This is a genomic window from Dyadobacter sp. 32 (genome assembly GCF_902506755.1).
Taxonomy (GTDB): domain Bacteria; phylum Bacteroidota; class Bacteroidia; order Cytophagales; family Spirosomataceae; genus Dyadobacter.
This window is the reverse complement of record NZ_LR735258.1, coordinates 3383747-3408406: the sequence shown is the minus strand read 5'-3', so window position 1 is coordinate 3408406 and position 24660 is coordinate 3383747. Positions and strand designations below refer to the sequence as shown.

Here is a 24660-nt window from a genome sequence, read left to right as displayed (position 1 = left end):
CTTTACTGAATAATTTGCGTCCAAGTACTAAACCAGAATTGTTTAGCGTTGATCTCTTATTGTAAAGAATTATGAATCATTTTATTAATCCAGCGAGGCACTATATCAAAACTTATACGTATATGAAAATTAATTTACTGAAAAATCTCACAAGAGCGGCTTTTGTGGTGGCTTTGCTATTCACGGGTGAGACATGGGCGCAAACCCCAGCTAAATGGAGCGGAGTTCATGGCAACGAATGGATAGACTATTCTAAGAGTTTTGTACGGATAGGTATCAAAACAAAAGGCCTGCACAAAATACCGTTCAGTATCTTAACAACGGATTTCAAAAACAAGGCAAACGGTAATTATCAGCTGTTTCACCGAGGCGTTGAGGTGAAAATCATCGTAAATGCCAATGAAATAATATTTTACGGGGAACCCAATGATGGAGAGTCGGACAAATGGTTGTTCAGACCAGGTCCAGAAGCTCGCATTAATCCGTACGTGAGTTTTTTTTCCGATGAGGGTTCATACATTTTAACTTATGCAGAAGGAGCAAAAAGGATGACTCCGGCGGTGGATGGAACATCATACAGTGGTGATCCAGAGCCCTATCATTTCCAGAAATTTATCAAGACTTATAACAATCAGTTTAGTTATAGTTCAGTAAATGTGGTGGTTCCTGAGAATCTTAATAATAGCTTCTACGAAAAACGTAATACTTACGTCGGCCCTACAATAACAGGAGTTAATAAGGGAGATGAGCCTATTTCATTTGTAAATTGGGCCAGCAGTGCTCTAGAGCTGCCTACTTTGGAAGTTATGATGTTGGGTTTTTCCAATACTAGTCACAGCTTTGACTTTTCAGTGGGTAAAACTTCTGCTGATGCGGATCACCAAACAGTGCTGCAATCTTTGACATTTATTGGTATCAATGCTGATAAATCTTCAGTCTTTAATATACCAAGTGCTAATTTGAACTCAACAGGAGGAGTCCTTAGAACAAAGTCTAATCAAGTTGGTGGTTCGGCAGCTCAGGCGTATTATATATTAACATACCCACAGTTAAGTACTATGAATGCTGTGAATTCATTGTTTATGAATTTCAAGTCATCTTCTTCTCCTGTCCATGTTGGTATAACCAATGCTGAGCCGGATGTTGTATTGTATAACATAACGGATCCTCATAATCCACAAGTGGTTCAGGGACAACTTGTGGGAAGTACGTATCATGCATCAGTTCCTCGATCTCCTAGCGAGGAGTTACGTTTGCTAGCTGCACGTCCGTCTGCCATAGCTGAAGTAACCTCAGGAATGATTGTTGATGGACTCATGCAGCCCAGCTATTCATATCCTCAGGCTTCTCTTGATCAAGGAATTGATCCGGAGGGTTATGACTATCTAATTATTACGTCCCGGCCGTTTTTAGGTGAGGCAGACAATTATGCTAAATATAGAAACTCTACAGAAGGTGGTAGTTATCGTTCTGCAGTATTTGATATCAAAAGCATATACAATCAATTTAACTACGGCGAACCCAGCCCGGTCGCGATTAAAAGATTTGTAGATTTTATGGTTTCCAAGGGTATTAGGGCTAGACACAATTTGCTGTTAATTGGAAACTCGGTCACTGCCCATGGTGCGCCTACCGGAGGTGTTGTTGGTACACCCGGGCAGTCACGCCTAGTTAAAGAATTGCCTTTTGAAATTCCTAGTATTGGAGATCCCGGGTCTGATTTTCTATTGGTTGCTGGCGTTCATGGATTGGGTCAGGATATCCCTGCAATTCCAGTAGGCAGGCTCCCGGTGTTAACTGCTCCATTAGGAGGTGGCGCCCCTATAACCGGTGAGACAACTTATTACCTCAATAAGGTTAAGAAGTATGAAAGTGCAACCGGAGATCTTAGCTGGAGAAGAAATCTGATTCATATAGATGGTGGAAAGGAGGGCGAAACTTTTACTTCACAGTATTTGAATCCTATTATTCCAATTGCGAAAACATTGGATCCAAGTAAGCCAGTTCAGACAGTAGGTACCTCCCAGACGAGTAATGTCATTAAACCGGCAGATATTACTGAGCAAATTAATAATGGGACAGGAATGATTACCTATTATGGTCACGGGGCATACAACTACACGCAATTTAATATTGGGTATGTCACAAGAGATTTTAATGCAACATCAAATAATTTTACTAGTACAGGCGGGGCATATCTGGCAAGTCCGACGAACACAAAGTTCCCTTTTATTTATTTTAATGGCTGTGGTGTGGGTAATGCATATCAAAGTACTAATCCACTAAGCAGAACTTTAGCTGCGGATTGGATTCTTGCTGAGAATAGGGGAGCCATTGGAATAATTGGTAGTAGTTTTAACAGTTTTGCCACTCCCACAGCAACTTACCTGGAGATCTTATATAGTGAAATCTTTACAAAGACGGATCAGGAGCGCAAAACGATTGGTCAAATAAAGAATGAAGTTGCAAGACAGATCATTGCTGGTAACTTCAACAGGCGTGTAATGGCAATTGCTGACGATTATGACAGAAACAACCTGCATATTGCTAATTTATTCGGCGATCCTGCAGTGAGAATACTCGCTACAACAGTTCAACCTCCTGTACCGTTACCGGTTGAATTTTCGTTCATTAGAGCTGTTGCTAACGGTGTAGATAACGTCACTGTAAATTGGAAAACGGCATGGGAGAAGAATAACAGTAGATTTGTTGTGCAAAGAAGTACGAATGCTGTAGATTTTATCGATGTAGGTGTTGTTGATGGAAAAGGAACGGTTATAGAGTCAAATAGTTATAGTTTTGTTGATGTTAGTCCAGCGAAGGGGGTCAACTATTATCGGGTTGGGCAAATTGATCTGGGTGATACAGAACCAAAGGGATTCTCTAGAACTGTTTCAGTTAATCTAAAGTCTGCTGAGTGGTTGACAGTATCTCCGAACCCGGCATCAAATTTTGTTGACTTGAACTTGGATGCCTTGTATAATTTAAAAGCATGGAAATTGTTTAATATTCAAGGACGGAAAATTAAGGAAGGAAAGGTTAAAAAAATATCTTTGGAAGGACTATTGCCAGGAGATTATATTCTGGAAATAGAAATGAGCAATAACGAAGTCCATACTCGCAAGTTGGCGAAGTATTAATTGTAATTTGAACGGACTGTTATTTGATAGGTACAATACCTCTATGATATATGAAATGTAAATTTTTTAGCTGTTTTTTTATTATTTTTTATTGCTTGATTTTGTCTACTCCGGGTTTTGCTCAATGGAGCGGCAAATATGGTAATGAATGGATATCTTATGAAAGCAAATATGTTAAGCTGAATGTAACCGAAGCGGGACTCTATAAGGTTGCTTTAAGCTCTCTTCCCGAAGGCTTTTCAAAGGATCCTCTTACGCTTCAAATGTGGCGAAGAGGGAAGGAGGTATCCATTGTACATGTAGATAATAAGGAATTATGGTTTTATGCAGAGTTAAATGACGGGGCGTCAGATTCGTTACTGTTTAGACCAGCCTCGGCAAGAATGAACCCTTACCAAAGTTTCTTTTCGGATCAGGGAGTATATTTCTTAACAAATGGGAAGAATCCTAAAAGGTCTGTGCAGGTTGACAAAATTCCACTGACTGGTCAACCTGAAACATATCATTTGCAGACGGACGTTGTAAGTTTAAGGGAACAGTTTGCATTTGCCACATTGAATAATACCCCTGCGTTTTTAAATAACAGTTATTACGAAAATTTTAATGGGTGGACAGGCCCGGTTGTCTATGGTGATAGTGCAGTAGGACGAACTGCAACAAATGTAACCTATACAAGAAATTTTTCTTTACCTGAATATCAATTTGGTACTGGGAAAACTCCCATTCTTAATGTTATGCTGAATGGTCTTCATTACGGCAGGCACGAGGTGCAAATTGCAGCAGGAAAAACATCCTCAGATTTAGCACCGTTGGCTACAATTAATTTTACCGGTATCGGGGGACTGAAAAGGGAGGGGATTGCTATTCGTGAAGATCAGCTTTCTGCTGAAAATGGTGGAGTTATTACTTGGAAGTCGAAGACTAAGGAGTTGTATGACTGGTTTTCGGTTGCCTATTATTCTCTCACATACCCTCAAAAGGTGAAAATGACGAATAATAAATCAAGATATTTCCATTTCCAGGCAACTTCCGAAAAGGTAAGCAGAATTAAAATTGAAACTATCAATAATGGGAACTTAGTTATTTTAGATGTCAGCAATCCTTATGAGCCTAAACTTTTACAAGGATCACAAAGTGGAAATAATTGGGAGGTTATGGTACCCAGGACGGAAAAGGGAGTCCTGAGAATACTGGGTGAACATACAGAGCAGATTAAGTCAATTACTCAGGACAAAATATCGTCTGTAGATTTTGCTCCTGTTTTTGCCAAGTCTTCTTTAGGTGGAGAGGTAGGTGCCATTTCACCAACTAATTACGATTATTTGATTGTAACCAGCGATACGCTCCAGCAAGCGGCCATAGAATACGCTAAATACAGAAACTCAACAGTAGGTGGTAGTTTCAACACAATTGTTTATGAGGTTAGAAATTTATACAATCAATTCAACTATGGTGAACCAAGTCCGGTAGCGTTGAAGCGGTTTGTTGAATACATGCTTAAAGATGGCATCAGAGAGAATCATAATCTATTGTTGGTTGGTTATGGTGTTTCCACCCCGGATCCTGCGGGTAATAGACTTAGGAAGGATCTTCCACATGACGTTCCAACCATTGGGGATCCAGGTTCAGATATCTTATTAGTTTCTGGACTACATGGACTCGGTCAGGATGTGCCAGCGATTCCTGTTGGTAGGATCAGCGCATTTAACGAGCAGTACGTTCTAAACTATTTAGATAAGGTTAAGGAATTTGAATCTGACAAAGCAAATAAGCAAGGACAGAAGAAAATTTTACACTTAAATGGTGGTAAAACTTCTGAGGAGATTAATCAACTAGGTTCAATATTACGAAATCTTAGTCCACTAGTCGAAAATGGTGATTTTGGTGGCGAGGTGAAGGCTTTTGTTAAACAAACGACCATTGAGACGGAAAAGGTAGATATTTCCAAAGACGTGAACGAGGGAGTCGGGATGATCAGTTATTTTGGACATGGATCTCCACTGGTTACTGACCTTGATATGGGTAAAGTCTCTGATGCTAGCCGGAATTTCAGCAATACGGGCAAGTATCCTTTGATGTATTTTAACGGTTGTGGAGTGGGGAACATCTATCAAAGCAGGCTTACGATTGTCCTTTCAACGGATTGGTTAGTAAGCCCGAAGGTAGGTGCGATTGCGATAATTGCAAATTCATTTCATAGTTACGTATCACCAAGTACTAAGCAGCTTAAAATTTTGTATGATGAGCTATTCGTGAAAAATACTGCTAACAGTATGACTATTGGTCAGATTCTATTGAATGTTTCCCGACGGTCACTTGCTTCATCTCCCGACAACTATGACATTGCGAATATTCATCAGTCCAATTTGCAGGGTGATCCGGCGATTAGATTATTTAGTTTCGCGAGTCCTGATTATGCCTTGGATTCGGATAAACCTGTAATTATTCTTGGTGAATCGGCTACTACAAATATTGGCGCATCTACCAAACTTCGCACTGGAATTATCTTATCAAACAATGGTAAGTATGTGAAAGGGCAAAATGTTCCTGTAAAATTCACCTACACTTTAAAAAATGGACTTAAAAATATCCGAACGGAAAATTTTATGTCATTCCCTTCTAAGGATACAATTTTGTACGAATTACCTGTCGATAGCAAAAGCATAGCCCGGATTGAAGTTAGTATTGATCCTCTTAATACTATACCTGAACTAAGTAAAACTAATAATGTTGCGGATTTGAGTATAGACTGGGAGGTAGCTAACAAGCTTGTTGTGTACCCGGATGTGGTTACGAAAGATGTCATTGCGCCAGTATTTGTTGTTACCATAAATGATCGTAATGTTAAAAACGAAGAAGTGGTATTGCCTAATCCCGTGATAAATGTGCAACTGTCGGATGATAGGTCCTTGGACTTGAACCCGACTCTATTTGATCTCTTCATCAGGCCGTGTTGGGGAGAGGGCTGTGAGTTTAAAAAGATTGAAATTGACGCTTCCAGTCTGAAATTCATATCAAGTCGTGAAGTTTTATTGAGTTTGATTTTGAAGGATGCGAGAGCTGGAAATTACGAGTTACTTGTTAATGGAAAGGATGGTTCTGGGAATAGTTCTTCCAACTCCTATACCCTGCGTTTTGCTATCAGTGAGGCCACAGACACTCCATTTGATTTAGTTGTGAGTCCGAACCCCGCTTCTGAATTTCTCCGGTTCGATTTAGAGGCAGTAAGTGATGTCATTGAGTCTGTTCGCTACAGCATATATAACCTTTCGGGAAGAGTTGTCAGCAGTTCTGACTTTAAAATTAAGTATAGCGGGAAGCAGAGCTGGTATTGGTTACGAAATGGAAATCCAGCGGGCATGTACTTTTATGAAGTTGAAGTAACAACCAAAGATAAAGGGCCTACTCTAATTAGGGGAAAGGTTATTTTACAGTAACGTTAGGATTAGGTTCTCCTAAATCTGCTGATTCAACCAAATTGATAGATAAATAGTCCGGTTTATGAAAAAAGTGGTTCGATTATGAACGTATAGTGGATGTAGATCGGACTCAAAGAGTTTAACGCATTGCTTGAATTTGGCTTTGTCTACATAATTCCATACTTCACTGGTATCACTTAGAAAATCTTTGGATGAAGAGTACAAGCGGTGAGCAGCGTTTTTTGCATACTCATTAAAAATTCCCTTATCAGAACGATTACGGACATCATCAATTAATATCCCCTTCATAGCCTCCCTGAGGTGTCCGCGACTTCTGCCATGATTATATTTCATACTAGCTGGCACTGACATAGACAGCTCGTATAATTTAGTGTCGTAAAACGGATTGCCAAGTTCTATATTGTTGTCTCTTGCTAAGTAAAAGTTTTCCTCGTTGCCTGCCATGCCTTGATTGAAGTAAACCTCCTTGATGGGCAAAGAATACACTTCAGGAAGAGTCTTCATGAGTGCTGTTCGCTCGGTGGTCCTCGGAGTGCTTACGGTTTGAGCAATTAATTGGGATGATTGAATTGATTCGGGTAGCAGATCGAAATATTTGAATCTGTTTTGGATTCCGTTTAATCCTTTTCTGAGTAACTCATGATACGGAATGCCGAATTCAGATTTAGCGATGTTTACTACTTCTAATGCTTGCTGAACCGATCTGGCATGAGATATTCTTGGATAGAATAGGTGAAGGAACAAAAGGCGTTCCTTCTGGCTTTTTGTAAAGTAATTCCAATTTTTTGTGGTACTCAAGCCGCTACTAACCGAAGCTCTTTCAGATATAGCTAATTTCAAATCTGCCCAGCGTTTCTCATCGAACAGTTGATCTAAGTAGTGATAGCCATGACCTACGACGCTGTCCCCATCTGTACCGGTCATTAGTATACTTGAGCCCAACTTACTAGCCTTAATAATCAACTCTGTTTGCAGAGATGGGGTGAGGGCCATGTGTTCGGGAAATCCATATAAGCTCGTATTCTTTATTAGAAGATCTAGTTCATTGGTAGAGGGGTGAACGGCATAATGGTTAGAATTAATGAAATTTGCAACTTTCTTGGCGTAGTGCGACTCATTTGTCAGGTCGGTATTTGTATCGGCGTATAGTGTGTTGAATTTCAGCTCAGGCAATAGATAATGAATCATTGAGCTTACAGAGGAAGAATCCAGCCCCCCGCTCAGGTGCGAACTGACGTTATCATGATGACGGATATTATTGAAAACGGATTCTTTAAAAATATGTCTGAATTCTTCACCATACTCTTCTAAGTTAGAAATATGTTCCCACTTTTGAGGTTGAAAGGATACAAATGGTTCAGAAAGAATTTCACCTTGGCTGTAATGAACAAAGTGGCCAGGTAAAACTGAGTTAATATTAGTATAGAAAGAATCGTGTTGGCATGGCCATGAATCGCTGCGAGGGGTAAGATAATTCGCAATTCTGTTGATATTTTTTTGGCTAGTTGCTCGAAACTCGCTCTGTCGAAGAAGGTATTCAGCGTCTGTGGAAAAGGAAAATCCCGCTCTTGAACAACAATAATATAATGGAACGGTGCCGAACGTATCCCGAACTATAGAAATTTCATTTAATTCCTCATCATAGACAATAAATATAAAGCCTTGGCAGGCTGCTCGGTCACGGAAAAGATTGTTTCTTAATAAAGAAAGACTTGATGAAAAAGAATATTTTTCTCCAAGTCTTTCTTTATTGAACACTTCTTCAAAATAATTATTATCTTTTTTTCTAGCTAAAAAAGAAACAATAAAATTTTTGCTTTGCAGCAGATAGTTTGAAAAATGGATGAAGCCTTTGTCAAAACTTAAAGTAACTTCATCTTCCGTTTGTTTTTTTGTACTGAAACCTACGAAGTTAAAAGAACCATCAATCATTCGCTGCCCTATAATCCTTAGTGAAAAAGGTCAAGGTACTTCGTCAGTTCCGGACAGTCCATCTGTGATGCTGCCACCTTTATGAGTAAGGTTTTTCACTTTTCCAATTTTCTTCAATACCGGCTTGCGGTACGACTTTTTTGTAGTTGTAGCGTGTAAGTTTATTGTTTTCATGTTAAAACTGTTAATTGAGTTTACAAGTATCCGGGTTAAAAGTACGTATATAATTTAAGAATGCAAATTATTTGTAAAAATGATAGCGAAAAATGCTTTTTTTTTCTTTTTAAGCCATTGGTAAAAAGTACCTTAGAGCAATTGGGAAGGGTTTGAGAGACTACTCCAATACACCTGATTCGATAATTTTCCGGGTTTTGTGTGTTCCGGACTCAATTGTTTCGGAGCCAATACAACCGTCGTCCTGGCAGTATTCATAGGCGGTTTGTTCGTCGGATATGAGGCCAGTTCCCAGGGCATATATTTTCACGCCCACGTAGCGGTTGATGATTGAGGTGTCGCGTCGTTCCACTACCGTGAGGGTTTTATCAAAGGTCAGTTTATCAAGGGTTAAAGGTCTGTCAATGTTGGTGTACTGATAATCTTGCGCATCCAGATTGTTGTATAAGTTGCCATTCCATGTGATCCTGGAGTCGGGGGGGAAGACCAGAGAAAATATCGTCTGATTATCGATGTTGGTCAAAATTTTATCCGGAGATTTCGTTACCGTATATTCTTTGACTTTCTGCCAGTAGTCGGTCGCCAGATTTCGCCTGTACCGGGCAATGATGTACGTAGTCTCAAATTCCTTCGTGGCTGATACCCGGTCAACCTCGTCTTTTTCCTGCCAGGAACTGATCACCGGATTCTTTTGTCCGGCCGAATACACAGTCTCCTCTACCTGATATATCTGATATCTGCCAAGGTCGAGTGGGTAATACTGGTACGCATCTACCGGGTCTGTATCGGTGCGGTCACAGGAAAGTGTAGACAGTATAAAAAAGCTGAGTGACAGCAGTTTTAATAATAGGTTTCTTGATAAGGTTTCTTTCACAATTGCAAAGTGGGTGTTGAATGATTCGATGTCAAATAGGTTGAGTCTTTGATAGTCACAACGTTTTTGACCGGTTTATCATATAAAAGTAAAGGATCAGGCTCTTCTTTCCTCCAGTTTTTTAGTTAAAAAGGCTGTTAATACTTCGAGGCCCACATCAAAACGGGAATTGTTGTTGATAATTATATCTGCTTCTGAGCGGAGCGGGCCTATAAACTTGTCGTACGTGGGAGCTACATGATGTTCCCAACGGTATAGTACGTCATCCAGATCGTACCCCCTTTCGTTATTATCGCGGATGATGCGCCTTTTTATTTTAACATGTTCCTTTGCATCTACAAAAACCTTAAGATCGATCAGGCGGGCGATTTCGGGGAAATAAAAAACAAAAATACCTTCTACAATAATGATGGGGCGTGGCTCAAAAACAAGTATTTCGGGCTTAAGCAGGGGATTGTTGAAGGTGTATTCTTTTTGGTAAACCTCGCGTCCGGCCCGCAGAATGGCAATATGTTCGGCAAATAGAAAGTGATCGATTGTTTCAGGCAGGTCAAAGTTTTCAATGCCGTTTTCATCTTTTGGTATTTCATGTATCGGCCGGTAATAGTTGTCCTGGGAAATTCTGCAGATATCCTCTTTGGCAAAGGAGTCGATGAGGGTCTTCATGAAAAAGGTTTTCCCGGAGGCGCTTCCGCCGGTTATACCAATAATGTAGGGTGGCTTTTCGTGTTGTGACATGTTATTAATTAATGGACAATTGTCAGCGTTTAGTACAGTTCGTGATTTGAGGTTATCTATGGAGCGAAAGTTTAGTGGTTTTGACTATGTTTATCAGCAGGCGGAGAACTTCACTTGCTTCGATATGTAATGATTCATATTCATCAGGTTCAAATAACCAGTATCTTTTAAGAGTAAGAGCCAATATGCTGTCTCATTTGTCTCTTTCAGGGCAATCTTCATTTTATTCAGGAAGTCTGCTTTTGATTGAGCATGTTCAGCTTCTTTAACCAATGCACCTATTTCAGTACCACTTCGGAGCAATTGCTTCGATAGAACAAATTCCCTTTTATTATCAACCAGCTTTTTACACGTGACTACAATACGGATCGCAAAGGCATAAGATTTATCAGCGACGACATTTTTCAAAATAATGTATCTATCGGGTTAAACATCTCATTAAGCATCGTATAAAGTCATCGATAGTAATGGTAACTATCCACTATCAATTGTCTATCACTGCAAACTTCCCAGCAAATTTGGCACTTTTATCTTCTGCAACCGTCATAACGATATAAATTCCTCCCGCGGCGCGTCTTCCCGTATAATCATTCAGGTTCCACGTGGCTGTCCCGCCTTCCGATTTGGTCTCGTATACCAGTCGACCGGAGAGCGTTGTTATTTTTACAATACTATTTACAGTTAAACCCTTGATTCCAAGGCTACCGGCATACCCCGGACGTACCGGGTTGGGAAATATGACTACGTTGCCATAGTCATTTGCCGGTTTTCCGGAGCCCGTGCGGTAAGAGACCATGCCATTTGGGGTGTCTATAAAAAGCACTCCTGATTCCGGATCCAAAGAAAGGGCATTGATTATATCGGATGGTAGCGGGCTGTTATCCTTTGTATAATGCGCTACGAGCTCCGTTCCATCCGGGCTGAATAAATAAAGACCTTGTAAAGTGCCAATCCATTTGCGATTGCCCGGCTCCACAGCAAGTGCGGTACATCGTTCGTTGTTGAATAACTTCCGTTGACCGTAAAAAGGAAGTATGGCTTCAAGTTGTGGGGTAGTTAGAGCCTCATCAGGGAAAAAATAACCTACACCTTTATCACTTCCAAACCAAATATAGCCTTCTGTATCCGCTATAATGCTGTTGATTTTTGAAGTGGGTAGATTCCCGTTACCCGGACTGGCTGATAAAAAACGTTGTTTGCCACTTTTTTTGTCTGTAATAGAAATCCCGCCCCCCAGATAACCCGGTAATCTGGACCATATTAATCCATGATGATCTGTCAGGGAAGAGTCAGCTCTCACCGTGATGGTTGTGTCCGTTGTGACAGGGCTGAATGAACTGAACTTGCCATCCGGATTTCCGATCAGGCCCGCTTCGAGATCCGCGATCCATGATGTATTTTTATCAGATATGAGATATTGCGCTGTTGAACCAAAGGCAGGATCTTTTGCAGATACTACATGATCGGCCAAATCAATGACGAGAACTTCCCGGTCCATAGCCACAGCGATTTTTTCTCCGTAAACCGATAGCCTCAACTTTGAACTATTGGATGGGAAAAGAAGATTCCATTGGTCATTTTGCCTTCGGAATATTCCCTTGCCGGGAAAGCCACCATACAGCATATTGTTACGTGCAACGATAGAGGCAGGTAGGGAAGGTGCTGAAACAGGCTTCCAGTTCGAATAATATTGTCTGTTTACGGTAGCACGCATGGATGTAGCCAACAGTCCCTGGGACGTGACAGCGAAAAGTGAATCGGAAGTGAAAGCGAGGTCTTTCACATGTACTTCTGTTCCCAGGTTGCCAATGAATCGGTAGGTTTCTCTGATCTCGTCGAATTTGGTGTCCAAAACTACAATACCAAATGCGCTGCAAAGAAATGCCAGTCCTTCATGGAAAACGATTTGATTGATCCGTTTGTCGTCGGGCAGATCGCTCGTTTCAAGCAGTACAGGCAAGTTTTTGATTTCCATCACTTGCGAGGCAGTATTCAACTGCAGCAGATCCATATTTCCGTTTCGATAGGCTACGAGCAGGCTGTTGTTGTCGGGATCGTAGGCCATGCTGCTAATACCTATATCGTTTAATCCATCAGCTTTTGATAGTTTACTGACATCCCTCCCGGAGTGATTCACACTAAACAATCCATTGTAGGTTGCGCAAAAAATTCGCTGGCCAGTATCTACCACATGATGCCCGGAGGTGTAGCTATACAGTGCTTCCCACTCTCCAATAGCCACATTTTGACAATAGGAGACGGATGAAGCGAATGTCCCAAAAAGAAATAAGAGAACATTTCTCATATAACCCTCGCGATAGGTTTTTTTAAACGATAATCATCTTCTGCGTATTTCGGAAACGGGATTTAAGTCCGGGACTGTCAGGTGTTTATTTGTCAACCGTAACAATGGCACTTCCCCGCCCGGAACCTGTACCGCAGCCACTTTTTAATGAACTGATTGTGTAAGTGGTTGTCGTAGTAGGGGATACAGATATCAGGTATGGATTGAGAAAAGTGCCGGTAATGGATGAACCATCCGAAAGCGTAAATGACCACGGCGGTAGTCCATTTTTGAATTTAAGCTGAATTCTGCTGGATCGTCCTGCAGTAATAAAACCTTTACCTGAAACCTCACCTATCGCCTTGTCGGGTGCAATGATATCCAGTTCTTCTACGGCACTTGAAACTGCCGGGGAGGAGGATAATATTCTGATTTTTTGTGTCCTCACCGTATCTCCCTGAGATGCGGAAGCTGACAGTTTTACTTTCATGGTGGTGGGCGTTACCGTGGTGGGAAGGTCCACAAACCTGCCAGACTTATCCGTTACCTGAACCACGAATTTATTGCCGGGATTGAACCGTCCGGTTATTTTGTACGGTATTTCCATTGTGGCACCGGCACACACCATGTTCTGCGGGAGTTTCTCCAATGTAATCGCAACAGGCGGGCTGTCCATGGTTACCTTGGCGGTTCCGGAGAATTTCCCAACGCCACAAAGTCCTCCTGCCGAAGTGATTTGATAATTGGTATTCCCAAAGGGTTTGATCCGAACCTTATAGGGAGATTCCATAATGTTGTTTTCGTAAGTACCATCCGACAAAAGCACAAACCAGGGTCCGGCGCCGTCAAATTTTACTGTCAAAGCACCGGATCCGTTCTCCTCCAGATGCAGTGAGTCTTTCTGTAGCGTTGCCACTGCGGCGGCAACAATACTTATGTTTGCGGGCTGGCTGACGAGATAGGGTGCCGATGCCATCACGCGCAGCTTGTATTCTCCGGGCTTGTAGGTGGAAGGGATCTGGGTTACCAGGTTGCCGGTGGTATCCGGTGAGGAAATGGTTTTGAACGCACCGGTTCGATCGGCAATCTGTACCACAAAACGATTTCCCTGCTTGAATTTGCCGGTAGCGGCAAAGGGAACCTGAAAAGGTATACCGGTACAGACCCTGGTAATTTTATCTATTTCTTTAAGTTCCAGTTTGGGTTCAGGATTGTCATCGACGTTTACAATTGCTTCCCCAGTGACTTTACCGCTCCCACATGCATTGGCAACACCAAGAAGTTTATAAGCTCGTACTATATTGGGTTTCACCGTAATATAATGTGGGTTGGATAAGGTTTGGCGCACATCCGTACTGTCTGAAAGCCGGAAGGACCAGGGCCCCGCGCCGCTCAGATGCACCCGCAACTGGGCCTCCTGCCCGGGCATGATTCTGACCGACTGCGTTCCGTCTATGACATCGAGTCGTGCCGTTGGTGTTTGTAACAGTCGAACCGGTACCTCCTGGCTTTTGATGATGGGAATGGTACTCACTATCTGCAGTCGGTACACTTCACCACCGGGTTTATAGGAAGGTATCACAGCACGTAACGGACCTTTTTTTACGGGTAATGAAATGGGAACCGATTTGCCTGAGGGATCTATAAGGTGAACAACGAAATTATTGTCTTCATCAAACGGCCCGATTGTGGTGAATGGTAACGTGATCGTAGTTCCCGGACAAACGGACACCCAGGAAATATCTTCAGCTATGATCTTGTACGCTTGAATGCTGTCGGCCAGATTCCCGGTTAGCTTGGAAAGATTATCTTCGGCCTGCTGTTCTGTGATCCCTTCGGGCATGTTTTGCTCGATCGTGTTGCTCTGGCTGTTTGTATCTGCGCTCGGGGTAGGAGCGATCGGTGTAACCTTTTGAGAAGGGGTATCCTTAGTCACCGCTTTTTTAACCTGTGCCTCGGTCTTCTTTTTGACAGTTGGTTTTTTCTGAGCGTAAGCCGGAGCTAAAACGAATAGGAATACCAGGAAAAAAATGACAAATAACTTATGCATACGATCGATTGTGTTTTTCAATTCATGGCCACCAAAGTACTTCCGCGCAAAATAGGAACCACGTCGTACATGTCTGTCTGCAGGCAATAGGAGATGTCTTTCTGTATTCCTAATCGCTGCAAGCGCCTTACATGTGACGAGTTCGAAACACTGGCAAGTAAATTGTCGCGGCTCTGATTATACAAACGCTGTGCCATGAGCGTGCCGTCTTCCAACAGCATAAAATGTTCTTTCAAAGCTTCTGCCAGGGCGCCTGCAAACAGCGTGTCTTCCAGATTGGGCCTTCCCTTCCATCCTGCGCATAGCACCAGTACATCGTATGGTTCGGAACGGAGGTAATTGGCCAACGCGCCTAAATTCAGGAATGCTCCCACCATTACTTTTACCGCAGAAGCCTTTGCTTTGGCAATCGAAAGTGTCCCATTGGTTGTGGTCATGGCTACCTGAGACCCGATTAGCCTTCCGTCCATATAACTGAAGGGCGAATTGTCCAGGTCAAAACCTTCCACTTTCTGAGCATCACGCTCCGCGGCGGCAATAAAACCTTTGTCCTGTAAAAATTTACATTCTTCAACACTGGCAACCGGTGTTATACTTTTGATTCCGTAAGCGAGACCCGTAACCATGCAGGAAGTCGCCCTGAAAATATCTGCCACTACCACAATGGAATTATTCAGCTTGTGAAGGTGAAGAAGATCGGGCGTAAGGCACACATCAAGTTGTTTCATAGACTGGAAATCGGCTGTCGGCCAGTGGCTTTCAGCTATATGGGATAATTTGATAATGATGAGAAATAGTAGATATGCCTTTTAACCCTTCACAAAGGGCAGCTTCACCACCTTGGCTTTCAGGATGCGTTCGCGCACTTTTACAAAAATCTCGGTATCAGGTTTACTGTATGCGATCGGCACGTAACCCATGCCGATGCCTTTCTGTAGCGTGGGAGACTGAGTTCCGGAAGTAACTTCTCCTAACCTATTGCCTGCTGCGTCGCACAGCTCGTAATGACCCCGGGGAATACCTCTGTCGATCATTTCAAAACCAACCAGTTTGTTAGTCAGGCCTGCTGCTTTTTGTTCCTTGAGGCTATCCGAATTAATAAAGTCTTTGGTGAATTTGGTTACCCAGCCCAGTCCTGCCTCCAGGGGTGACGTTTGGTCATTTATGTCGTTTCCATAAAGGCAAAACCCTTTTTCAAGGCGTAGTGTGTCCCGTGCGCCTAATCCCACAGGCTGTATGTTAAATTCTCTACCGGCTTCGAAGATGGCGTCCCACATGCCCTGAGCGTTCTCTTTCTGTATATAGATTTCAAATCCCCCTGCACCAGTATAACCGGTAGCCGAGATAATCACATGGCTTATTCCTGCCAAGGTGCCAACCTGAAAGGTATAATATTCCATGGAGCTTAAGTCAACCTCTGTCAGTTTTTGCAGTGTTGCAGTGGCATCAGGCCCCTGTACGGCAAGCAGGCATAAATTGTCCGAGAGGTTTTCCATCGCAACGCCTTCGGTGTTGTGACTTTGAATCCATTCCCAATCCTTGTCTATATTGGAGGCATTCACAACAAGCATATAGTCATCGGCAGCGTATCGGTAAACCAGCAGATCGTCCACAATCCCGCCCTGGCTGTTGGGTAAGTAGCTGTACTGAACTTTCCCGTCGTACAATACAGATGCATCGTTTGCTGAAACTTTCTGGATTAAATCCAGTGCTTTAGGGCCTTTTACACTAAATTCTCCCATGTGTGACACATCAAACACACCTACATGATTGCGTACTGCATGATGCTCTTCCAGGTCGGAGGAATAGCGAACGGGCATTTCAAAGCCTGCAAATGGTACAATTTTGGCGCCCAGCTGAACATGGACCTGGTGTAATGGAACGGTTTTCATTGAAAGGGAAATTGGGACTAAGTAATTCACAAAAGTAGACAATCGCATTCAAAGGGACATAATAATCTGTGCTTTCAAATACACGGACAGTGGTTTTTGAAGTATATTGTGGAAAAATGGTATTCAATGCCTTCCGCTAAGAATTCAAAAGTTAGGAAAACAGGTCTGCCTCCCTAAGCTGCCTCCATGATCAAATACAAATTAAAATTCTGATAACGAAAGTATATTTTATGAAAAAGCGCAAACTAACTTCTTTATTGCTGCTGTGTCTGCCATGGCTGAGCCATGCCCAGACAGCCACTTTCGTAGGGGAGCAGATTGATGCCAACGTTGCTATTGGCTACGGCGTGGCCACAGGGGATGTAGACGGAGATGGGAACATGGACATTTTGCTGGCTGACAAAACGGAAATAGCCTGGTATAGAAACAGTGGAAACAGGTCAGAGAAATGGCAGCGATATGTGATAGCAAAAAACCTCACAGCGCAAGACAACGTATGTATTGCGGCACGGGATATTGATGGAGACGGCAGGGTAGAAGTAGCAGTTGGGGCAGGATGGAACCCTTCGGAAACAAAAGATCGGAAAATTTCGGGAGCCGTTTTTTATCTCGTTCCTCCCGCAGACAGAACGCAGTTGTGGGATCCCGTAAAACTGCATCATGAGGTTACCATCCATCGGATGCGATGGGTAATGAAATCTGATAATACTTTTCAGCTTATTGTACTCCCGCTGCACGGGGAAGGTAATTCAGGTGGGGTAGGAGCAGGGGTGAAGCTTATCGCGTTTGATGTACCAGAAAACCGCAAAGGTATCTGGCCCTATGAATTATTGGAAACCAATATGCACATGACGCACAACTTTCAGCCAATGGAATCTGCCGGTCGGTTTTTGGGGCTTGCGGTTGGGGGGAAGGAAGGTGTTCATGTTTTTTTGAACGGTGCCAATGGATGGGCTCCTTCGGGCAACTGGATGGTTGCCGACAAAGGTATTGGTGAGGTAAGGACCGGTAGCCTGGGAGGTGGCCAGCTATTTACCGCTACTATTGAGCCCATGCATGGGACTTCACTGGTGGTCTATTCAAAAGACAGCCGAACTGTCCTCACTGATAAAATGAAGGAAGGCCATGCGCTGGTTTGTGGCGATTTCTTTGAACAAGGGAGGGATCAGATCATCATGGGCTGGCGTAACCCGGATGTGAAAGGAGAAACCGGCGTACGCATATTTGTAGGGTCGGATAAAGAAGGTAAGCTGTGGCAGGAGTATTCGCTGGATGATAAGATAAAAATGGCCTGTGAGGATATCACCAGTGCAGATCTGGACGGTGACGGTGATCTGGATGTCATTGCATCGGGGAGGTCTTCTCATAATCTTGTCGTGTACTGGAATCAGCGCAAAAAGTAAGAATGGTTCTCTTCGTGAGGTAATTCAGGTTTGAAAGCGTTGTGCGCATTTTTCCAAAGGGATTTAACACAAAAAAGGAGACCATCGGGTCTCCTTTTTTGTGATGATTTTATTTTAGATTTTAATCTCTCCTGCCCATGAGGATACTCAGGTAGTAGAGTAAAGTTGCCAAGGAGCCAATCGCGGCGACGAGATAAGTTCTGGCAGCCCATTTCAAGGCATCTTTCGCCATGACATGCTCTCTTTCGGTCACGATTCTGTTGGTCTGGATCCAGGCCAAAGCTCTGTTGCTGGCATCATACTCCACAGGCAAAGTGATGAAACTGAACAAGGTGGTTAATGCGAACAATGCCACCCCAATCGTAAGGGGAATGGCTGTGGTATTGATTAAAAGCACACCTGCAAGAATCACCCACTGCATGTAGCGCGACGCAATGCTTAGAAACGGCACCATTTGTGAACGGAATTTCAACCACGAATAAGCAGTTGCATGCTGTACAGCGTGACCGCATTCATGGGAAGCTACAGCCGCAGCTGCAACACTTCGCCCATAAAAAACATCAGGGCTGAGGTTCACCGTTTTATCCTGAGGATTGTAATGATCCGTGAGTTTGCCTTCCACGGATACAACACGAACATCAAAAATACCACTGTCGCGAAGCATCTTTTCCGCAATCTCCTGCCCGCTCATTCCATTGCTGAGCCCTATTTGAGAATATTCTTCGAATTTACTCTTCAGACGCCACTGGACGTACCAGCTCAGCGCCATGACAACTATGATAAGCAAATACCCGCCCATTTTTTTTTCTGTTTTTGGTTGTTATGAAAATTTAATTACTCAAGATAAACAATTTCGAAACATAACCGTCAAAAACAGTACGGATGTCTCAATAGCCTTGCTTGATCTTTTCAATCAGCTTCGAAGTAGAGTACCCTTGAACCAGGGCAATCGTTTTTACGTCGCCTCCTCTACCAAGTACAAATTCCGCACCAGCGATATTTTCTACTGTATAATCGTCACCTTTTACCAAAATGTCAGGTTTTACTGCCTCAATCAGCTCGCTTGGTGTGGGTTCATCGAACAAAATGACAGCATCAATAAAAGAAAGTGCAGCCATCAAGCGGGCCCTGGCATATTCATTCACGACTGGTCTCAGAGGCCCTTTCAGTCGGCTTACAGAGGCATCGGTGTTCAAGCCCAATACCATACGATCTCCCAATGCTCTTGCTTTTTCAAGGTAGTCGATATGTCCCAGGTGAACGATGTCAAAACAGCCGTTGGTGAAAACAACTTTCTGACCTGTACTTTGCCATCCCTCTACGGTTGAAATTGCTTCTTGTAAACCTAGTATTTTGTTTTCTGTCGGATTCATTAAAAATGAAAATTAGAGTATATGATGTAAACGATATCTTAATATACTTTAAGCTTACGGTCACAGGCTATGCCGGTGCATTGTCTTACATCATTTTTACTTAGGCCGGCACTTTCAGCGCCTCACTGGTAGTCTTACCATTTTTGAAAAGAACAAATAGAAAAGCAAGTGCGCCAATGGCGAGCATAAACAGCATTTGGGTTCCATGAATAAATGTGGCAAGGGTTAGGCCGTCGTTTTGCGAAAGCCCGTAAAGTATCATGACGTTACCAACCAGAAGGTGGTAAGCTCCGATTCCACCTTGCGTAGGCGCAGCCATGCCAATTGCACCTACGACCAACAAGGTGAGCCCTGCCAGTGGGCCAAGGGTTGATGTTTCGGGAATGCAAAAGAAAAGTACGTAGGATACAAGATAATAGAGCACCCAGATTGAAACCGTGCTGATGATAAACAGGCCCGGGCTGCGCAGTTTTCGGATGCTTAATAGTCCTTCCAGCATTCCCTTGCCAAACTCCACTATTTTGCTAAAAAAAGCATTTTGCATCAGCTTTGCCTGAAGTGTTTTGTTGCGGATGGCATAGATGGCCAGCGGAATTGCTATCACAGCAAAACCCAGAAATGCCCACAACAAGCCACCGCCACCAGCTCCGCCTCCCAACTTACTCTGGAAAAACTCCATAAAAAAGGTGCTGAGACGGTCAAATTCCAAAAGAAAGTTTACGCCAATCAAGACCAAAAGGATTAGTACGTCAAAAATTCGCTCCGCCACAACGGTGCCAAAACTAAGGTTAACGGGTACTTTTTCCAACCGGTACAAGGTGCCGCAACGCGTCACCTCACCCATTCTGGGCACAATGAAATTGGCGAAGTACCCCGTAAGAACAGCCATCGAACTGTTAAGCAGTTTAGGCTTGTACCCAAGGGGTTCCATGAGCATGCCCCATCTCCAGGCTCTCACAACATGAGCGACCAATAAGAAGAGACACGAAAGTGCAATCCAGCGCCAGTCTGATCGGGCGAAGCGGTCAAGCATTTCTGCCGGGTTTTGGTCTTTGAATGCAAACCACATAAGCCCTCCGGCTAAGCCAAGAGAGATAATGTAGCGAAGGGCCTGTTTCATTTAATATTACTGTTGTGGATTTAAATTAGGAGAAGATAGACCGTATTGGAGAAAAATGGAGGTGGAAATCAGAAGCCAACCACTTTGTAGCTAACGCTCTTAAACGATCCTGTTGTTACTATCCGGGAAAATTACCTTTGGCTTGAAGGTTTTGGCTTCCTCGGGCGTCATGCTTCCATAGGCAATGATAATCACGATATCGCCAATCTGAACTCTACGTGCAGCGGCTCCGTTCAGGCAGATCATTCCGCTATTGCGTTCACCCCTGATTACGTAGGTTACAAACCGTTCTCCATTGTTGTTATTGACAATATGCACCTGTTCGTTTTCTATCAAACCCGCCGCATCCATCAGGTCTTCGTCAATGGTTATGCTTCCTACATAATTTAATTCAGCCTGGGTAACCTTTACCCTGTGAATTTTTGACTTCATTACTGTTATTTGCATTCCTCAGTACAACGAGTGAAAAAATAATAGATTATAATCCTTGCAAAGGTACAGGAATTATACATAGCCTTCAAAACGCGGTAATGAAAGGAAGGGTTCCGGAGGGAATTTGTTCTTGTTTTTGACATTATGCTTCACCGGGTGATATCGGATATGGATGGCGCGAAGGATTCTTCGTCCCAACTGCAACCTGAGCAGTCCCGGATTAAATAAATGTAAAAATATTTGAATGAGATCTTAGCATGGTTATATTTAAACCGGAATTGGTACTAGGGAGTGATAATTTCCGTTACTGTATTTTTTTATCCAAGTCGTCAACCGTAATATTAACAAACAATGAGTTCAGAGAAAAAAACAAGTGATGTCACCCGGCGGGACTTTTTGCAAAAAGGAACTGCTGCTGCTGTGGGGAGTTTTTTTATAGTACCAAGGAATGTACTGGGTAAAGGATTTGTAGCACCTAGCGACAAGCTGAATATTGCCGCAGTAGGTGTTGGAGGCAAAGGGTTTTCGGATATCACAAATGCATATAATAAAGGAGCGGAGAACGTTGTGGCGCTCTGCGATGTAGACTGGAATCTGGCGCAAAAGTGTTTTGACAAGTTTCCGGACGCTAAAAAATATAAGGACTTCCGAAGAATGTTCGATGAAATGGGAAAGGATATTGATGCGGTAACCATTTCTACGCCCGATCATACCCATGCCGTGATTGCCATGGCTGCCATGGCCAGAGGAAAACATGTTTATGTCCAAAAACCCTTGACTCACAATATCAATGAGGCACGTGTATTGACAGAAGCTGCACGTAAATACAAACTGGTTTCTCAGATGGGTAATCAGGGCGCATCCAATCCAGGGCAGCAACAAATGGTGGAGTGGTTCAAAAAAGGTGTGATCGGAACGGTTAAAGAAGTGGATGTCTGGACCAATCGTCCGATCTGGCCACAGGGAATTCCGGTACCTACTCAAAAATCCGAAGTACCCAGTACGCTGGATTGGGATTTGTATGTAGGGCCTGCCGAATGGGTTGATTATAGTCCCGCTTACCACCCCTTCAAATGGCACGGTTGGTGGAATTTCGGTACCGGTGCATTGGGGGATATGGGTTGTCACCTGATCGATTCTCCTTTCCGGGTTTTGGGATTGGGCTACCCCACAGAAGTAGAATGTAGTGTAGGGGCGGTGTTTCTGAAAGACTGGACACCGGAATATATTCCGGAAGGATGCCCACCGTCATCGCGTGTTCAGATTAAATTTCCGGCAACGAAAGCCAATAAGTCAGCCCTGACCATGACCTGGCACGATGGCGGGCTGCGTCCTTTTCATCCCGACCTGGTTCCGGCCAATGACCCCCTGGGAGAGCCGGATAGCAGCAACGGAGCGATGATGATTGGTGAAAAAGGTGTAATGATGTGCGCGACTTATGGGAAAGATCCCAAAGTTTATCTCAAAAGCGGAGAGAAGTTGACCATGCCCAAAGGTGCATTTGAGACAAAATATACCTCGCTGCCCGAGTTTGGGCACCACGTGGCTTGGACTGATGCTTGTAAGGCAGGCTTCGCGAGTAAAGAGCACAAGGCGCTTAGTTCATCTTTTGACTATTCGGGGCCACTTACTGAAACGGTGATTATGGGTAATCTGGCTATTCGTAGTTACAACTTGCGTACCGCCAATGCGGATGGTAAGGGCTTTACCTACCCTGGGCGCAAAAGGCTGTTATGGGACGGTAATAACATGAAAATTACTAATTTCGAGGAGGCTAATCAGTTTGTAAAACGCAATTATCGGGGGGACTGGAAATTGTAGGGGAAATACGAAGCGTGGGAGGGAGGCGGTTTAGGCTGCCTCCCTCTTATAAAAGGATGTTATCGATAAGCCGCACAGCACCCAGATACACTGCGGTGCAAATAGCGCTGGACCCCGCTGGTCCGAGCCGGGTGATCGGTTGCAAAGAATTATTATTTACAATTTCTAAGTAATCCAGTTGAAAGTCTTGATGTTTTAGAAAGGCAGTCCGCGCATCTGCTGCCACGGATTCGATGCTGTCTCCTGCAAGCAATCGGTTTTTGGCTTCTGCCAGGGTTTTATAAATGAACGGGGCACTGACTCTCTCCATTTTGCTTAGCCGGGAGTTTCTGGATGACATAGCAAGTCCGTCAATTTCTCTCACAGTTTCACATACAACAAGTTCAAGAGGGAACGCCATGTCCTTCACTAATCTCTTGATCACTGCAACCTGTTGCAGGTCCTTCTGGCCAAAGTATGCTTTATCAGGCTGAACGATATTGAAGAACCTGGCTACCACAATTCCTACGCCATTGAAGTGACCCGGACGCGATGCCCCTTCCATCACATTTTCAAGGTCACCAAAGTCTAACCTCATCAATGGTTTCTCTGCGTACATTTCTTCCACGGTTGGCGCGAAAACGGCTGAGCAACCGGCTTCTTCAAGCATAATACAATCTGCTTCCAGGGTTCTTGGGTATTTTTCGAGATCCTGGGCATTATTGAACTGCACCGGATTGACAAACACACTGCCGATTGTCAGGTCATTCTCTGTTGTTGAAGTCTTGATCAGAGACATATGGCCGGGATGAAGCGCTCCCATGGTGGGTACAAGTCCCACGCTCTTGTTTTGGGCACGCTGCAATTTTAGGAAACTCTTAAGGTCATTGATTGAAGTGAAAACTTCCATGAAAAGAAATAGGATTGTTTAGAGGCGGTATACGCAAGATAGATCCGTATAGGTGGAGAAATGATGATTAATGAACCTGAATACAGATCAAAAGAATGACTTTGGGGCATAGAATACCCAAACTCTGCGCAATATTACAATTACTTTTGAATATCTTTTGAAATAGCCGTTTTTTTTGAGTAATTTTGCAAAACTTTTTTTCACAAACTGCTAAATGCCAAATGGAGAAACTACGAATTTTATATGTAGCCAGTGAAATAAATCCCTTCCTTCAAACCACCGATGTTGCCGACTATGTAAGAAGACTTCCACAAGCAATGCAGGAGCGTGGAGCGGAGATTCGTATTCTGGTACCTCGTTTTGGCCTCATTAATGAGCGTAAAAACCGGCTTCATGAAGTAGTTCGTCTTTCGGGAATTAACATAACGGTGGGTGATGAAGAGAAACCGCTGATCATTAAAGTGGCTTCGATTCCGAATGCCAAACTGCAGGTTTATTTTATTGATAATGATGACTATTTTCATCGCAAATCAGTGTTTTTCGATAAAGAGAACAACTTCTTTGATGATAATGACGAACGGGCAATTTTCTTTTGCAAGGGTGTGTTAGAGACGGTTAAGAAACTGGGCTGGGCGCCGGACGTGGTTCATTGTAATGATTGGATGACTGCCTTGATTCCGCTATATCTGAAAACAACGTATAGGAATGACCCGATGTTTAAGGATACAAAAAGTGTCTTTACGGTTCATAACAATGCTTTCGATTATAAGTTTGATGCTGATTTGATGAGTAAAGCCAAAGCAATGGATGTGAGTGATGAAGCATTGGCTCATCTTCATTCGGCTGACTTCGAGGGATTTGTGAAGCTTGGGTGCGCCTATGCCGATGCAGTGGTGAAGGCAGAAGAGCATTGCAGTGATAGCCTGAATCAGATATTTAATGATGCACCAAAGCGTGTAGAGCTGGATGAAGAAGATGGTAAATTTTCTGAATCCTATTTCAATCTTTACACAGATTTGATGAGTTGAGTGATATTTTAAGAAAAGAATGGCGGCTACTTCACGGTGGCCGCCATTTTTTTTTGGTGCGAATCGTAAA

General features: G+C 43.3%; 19 protein-coding genes. 5 read left to right on the top strand and 14 right to left on the bottom strand.

Translation table 11 applies throughout. The annotated features are described in order from the left end of the window. Positions 1-122: 122 nt before the first annotated feature. Positions 123-3140, top strand: coding sequence for a C25 family cysteine peptidase (locus tag DYADSP32_RS13900; protein ID WP_414617755.1), 3018 nt, complete (start codon positions 123-125; stop codon positions 3138-3140). A 50-nt stretch (positions 3141-3190) separates the two neighbouring features. Further along, positions 3191-6577 carry a C25 family cysteine peptidase gene (locus DYADSP32_RS13895; protein ID WP_149242175.1) on the top strand — a complete coding sequence of 1129 codons (3387 nt, stop codon included), beginning with the start codon at positions 3191-3193 and terminating at the stop codon, positions 6575-6577. 18 nt (positions 6578-6595) lie between these two features. Here the strand turns inward: DYADSP32_RS13895 and DYADSP32_RS13890 are convergent, their stop codons facing one another. The 9 genes from DYADSP32_RS13890 to gcvT form a co-directional block, all read right to left on the bottom strand. Further along, the gene (locus DYADSP32_RS13890) at positions 6596-8512 is read right to left on the bottom strand and encodes an asparagine synthase-related protein (RefSeq protein ID WP_149242176.1); all 1917 of its coding nucleotides are present in this window, start codon (positions 8510-8512) and stop codon (positions 6596-6598) included. A 30-nt stretch (positions 8513-8542) separates the two neighbouring features. Next, positions 8543-8686 carry a hypothetical protein gene (locus DYADSP32_RS13885; RefSeq protein ID WP_414617754.1) on the bottom strand — a complete coding sequence of 48 codons (144 nt, stop codon included), beginning with the start codon at positions 8684-8686 and terminating at the stop codon, positions 8543-8545. A gap of 160 nt (positions 8687-8846) precedes the next feature. Further along, positions 8847-9560, bottom strand: coding sequence for a hypothetical protein (locus DYADSP32_RS13880; RefSeq protein ID WP_149242177.1), 714 nt, complete (start codon positions 9558-9560; stop codon positions 8847-8849). Positions 9561-9656: 96 nt separating this feature from the next. Beyond that, positions 9657-10298 (bottom strand): uridine kinase, encoded by a 642-nt coding sequence (udk, locus tag DYADSP32_RS13875; RefSeq protein ID WP_149242178.1) that lies wholly within the window; start codon positions 10296-10298, stop codon positions 9657-9659. 93 nt (positions 10299-10391) lie between these two features. Then, positions 10392-10706, bottom strand: coding sequence for a four helix bundle protein (locus DYADSP32_RS13870; RefSeq protein ID WP_414617753.1), 315 nt, complete (start codon positions 10704-10706; stop codon positions 10392-10394). 76 nt (positions 10707-10782) lie between these two features. After that, the gene (locus DYADSP32_RS13865) at positions 10783-12603 is read right to left on the bottom strand and encodes a two-component regulator propeller domain-containing protein (protein WP_149242179.1); all 1821 of its coding nucleotides are present in this window, start codon (positions 12601-12603) and stop codon (positions 10783-10785) included. A gap of 85 nt (positions 12604-12688) precedes the next feature. Continuing rightward, positions 12689-14632 (bottom strand): hypothetical protein, encoded by a 1944-nt coding sequence (locus tag DYADSP32_RS13860; protein ID WP_414617752.1) that lies wholly within the window; start codon positions 14630-14632, stop codon positions 12689-12691. A gap of 17 nt (positions 14633-14649) precedes the next feature. After that, positions 14650-15360: a 2-phosphosulfolactate phosphatase gene (locus DYADSP32_RS13855; protein WP_149242180.1), complete on the bottom strand. Its 711-nt coding sequence runs from the start codon at positions 15358-15360 to the stop codon at positions 14650-14652. A gap of 81 nt (positions 15361-15441) precedes the next feature. Beyond that, positions 15442-16524: a glycine cleavage system aminomethyltransferase GcvT gene (gene gcvT / locus DYADSP32_RS13850; protein ID WP_149242181.1), complete on the bottom strand. Its 1083-nt coding sequence runs from the start codon at positions 16522-16524 to the stop codon at positions 15442-15444. Between the two features lie 230 nt (positions 16525-16754). On the opposite strand from gcvT, the gene DYADSP32_RS13845 reads away from it, so the two are divergent. After that, positions 16755-17927, top strand: coding sequence for an FG-GAP repeat domain-containing protein (locus DYADSP32_RS13845; protein WP_149242182.1), 1173 nt, complete (start codon positions 16755-16757; stop codon positions 17925-17927). Positions 17928-18048: 121 nt separating this feature from the next. On the opposite strand, the gene DYADSP32_RS13840 is transcribed toward DYADSP32_RS13845, so the two are convergent. The 4 genes from DYADSP32_RS13840 to panD form a co-directional block, all read right to left on the bottom strand. Beyond that, positions 18049-18726, bottom strand: coding sequence for a zinc metallopeptidase (locus DYADSP32_RS13840; RefSeq protein WP_414617751.1), 678 nt, complete (start codon positions 18724-18726; stop codon positions 18049-18051). An 88-nt stretch (positions 18727-18814) separates the two neighbouring features. Beyond that, positions 18815-19300, bottom strand: a complete 486-nt coding sequence (gene rfaE2 / locus DYADSP32_RS13835; RefSeq protein ID WP_149242183.1) for a D-glycero-beta-D-manno-heptose 1-phosphate adenylyltransferase — start codon at positions 19298-19300, stop codon at positions 18815-18817. Between the two features lie 100 nt (positions 19301-19400). Beyond that, entirely contained in the window at positions 19401-20420 is a 1020-nt protein-coding gene (locus DYADSP32_RS13830) for a lysylphosphatidylglycerol synthase transmembrane domain-containing protein (protein WP_149242184.1), read from the bottom strand. Between the two features lie 99 nt (positions 20421-20519). Next, positions 20520-20867 carry an aspartate 1-decarboxylase gene (panD, locus tag DYADSP32_RS13825; RefSeq protein WP_149242185.1) on the bottom strand — a complete coding sequence of 116 codons (348 nt, stop codon included), beginning with the start codon at positions 20865-20867 and terminating at the stop codon, positions 20520-20522. Positions 20868-21203: 336 nt separating this feature from the next. Here panD and DYADSP32_RS13820 point away from each other — a divergent pair, with 336 nt between their 5' ends. Then, on the top strand, positions 21204-22673 hold the full coding sequence (locus tag DYADSP32_RS13820; protein ID WP_149242186.1) for a Gfo/Idh/MocA family protein: 1470 nt from the start codon (positions 21204-21206) through the stop codon (positions 22671-22673). Positions 22674-22719: 46 nt separating this feature from the next. Here the strand turns inward: DYADSP32_RS13820 and panC are convergent, their stop codons facing one another. After that, entirely contained in the window at positions 22720-23562 is an 843-nt protein-coding gene (panC, locus tag DYADSP32_RS13815; RefSeq protein ID WP_149242187.1) for a pantoate--beta-alanine ligase, read from the bottom strand. Between the two features lie 221 nt (positions 23563-23783). Between panC and DYADSP32_RS13810 the strand changes: the two genes are divergently transcribed. Continuing rightward, the gene (locus DYADSP32_RS13810) at positions 23784-24590 is read left to right on the top strand and encodes a glycogen/starch synthase (RefSeq protein ID WP_149242188.1); all 807 of its coding nucleotides are present in this window, start codon (positions 23784-23786) and stop codon (positions 24588-24590) included. Positions 24591-24660: the final 70 nt, after the last annotated feature.